The 1824-nt window shown below is 48.4% G+C and carries 1 protein-coding gene; it reads right to left on the bottom strand.

Annotated elements, in window-relative coordinates:
- Positions 1-348: 348 nt before the first annotated feature.
- Positions 349-1824 (bottom strand): L-lactate permease (locus R8269_RS23710; protein ID WP_318222715.1); only part of this gene is annotated, 1476 nt, incomplete at its 5' end.

The raw sequence follows: 1824 nt of genomic DNA, 5'->3' as shown, positions 1-1824 counted from the left end.
CAGCGCGGTAATCGGTAGAAGCTGAGATAATCATAATGGTGTCCTAGCGGTTATTCTAAGCAAAGTTGTGGAGCATTTGCTCTTAAGTGAGCTTTCATCGCACTAAGCGCTAAAAGCATCAAAATGAGTATAGTTACCTTTGCATCACTTACTTTTGAATCTGCGATTTAGGTAACCCACTTACATAATTGGTTGAACAATCTTGATTTAATCGCTCAGTCAGTTATGCAAACTGGAAAGGTGACACAGCTGCCGGGGGAATTGATGTAGCAAGCTAAATCAACATGTCGGGGTAGTAGTGCTGACAGCTGTGTCAAATCGGGCAGGGCAGTGAGCCCTGCATTCGTATTACTTCATCAAGACGTCGGTGAGTTGGAATCCGTAAATCAGAACCACACCGATGATGCCCGTCATTACTAGGTAGTAGAACGTTGGGATGATCGTCTTACGCAAGGTTGCGCCTTCACGACCTAGTAGACCGACGGTTGCGGATGCCGCCACCACGTTGTGAATGGCAATCATGTTACCTGCAGCCGCGCCAACGGCTTGCAGTGACACTACAACCACGCTTGAGATAGACAATGTCTGCGCGACTTCGAATTGGAACTGGCTGAACATCATGTTCGATACGGTATGCGAACCCGCGAGGAATGCACCTAGCGCACCAACCGTTGCACTTAATGCTGGGAATGCAGAGCCAACGAGGTCTGAGGCAAAGTTCGCGGTTGTTACAGGCATACTTGCTAGGTCAGCACCGTTCACACCTGAGTTGATGAAGATACGTACCATCGGGATAGTGAACACCAATACGAAGCCTGCACCGATTAGCGTTTTGCTTGATTCGCCGAATGCTTCACGCAAAGGTTTTGCGCTACCGCTTTGCAATACAGCAGCAAGCAGAGCAACGAACACCAGTACACCACCAGGAAGGTAAAGCGGCTGAATGGCAGCGCTAACGCCAGTCTCGCCTAGAATGTTGCTAAACGACACGCTGATGCTTTGCAGTAGACCTTTAAACTCAGAGCTTACGCGGCTTGCTACCAAAATAACGGCCAGCATTACATAAGGAATCCACGCTTTTACCAAGCTCATTGGCTTACCAGGATTGTCGTGCAGATCCACTTTCAAAGAGCCTAGCCACTCTGCTGGCCATTTGTCTTCGCTTTCAAAATCCCATTTTGTTTTAGGAACTAGGAAGCCTTTTTTCGCAGCAGTTACGACGATAGAAAGACCAACCAAACCACCAATCAGCGATGGAAACTCAGCGCCCAAGAACACGCCAGTTAATGCGTAAGGAACGGTAAATGACACACCTGCGAATAACGCAAACGGTAGAATATCCAGACCTTCGCTCCAGCTTCTGTTCTTGCCGAAGAAACGTGTTAACATCATAGCCATCAATACAGGAATCATCGTACCAACTACGGCATGAATTACGGCAACGTTAGCCGTGATGTGCTGTAGGTATGCTTCCCATGTTGAGCCTTGAGCTGCCAACGCTTCACTGATGTTGTGCGTATCCAAACCTTTGTTTACACCCACGATAATCGGCGTACCCACTGCACCAAACGATACTGGCGTTGATTGAATCATCATGCCCATTAGTACCGCCGCTAGGGCAGGGAAACCGATCGCAACCAATAGTGGCGCGGCGATCGCTGCTGGTGTGCCAAAGCCCGATGCACCTTCGATGAATGAGCCAAAACACCAAGCAATAATGATGGCTTGAACTCGACGATCGGCAGAGATATCGGTAAATCCATTACGGATTGTGGTGATCGCTCCAGTGTGTTTTAAAGTGTTGAGCAAGAAGATGGCACCAAA

The sequence above is a fragment of the Vibrio sp. Vb0667 genome, from assembly GCF_033391095.1.
The sequence above is the reverse complement of the archived record's forward strand: the minus strand, read 5'-3'. Positions and strand labels throughout refer to the sequence as shown.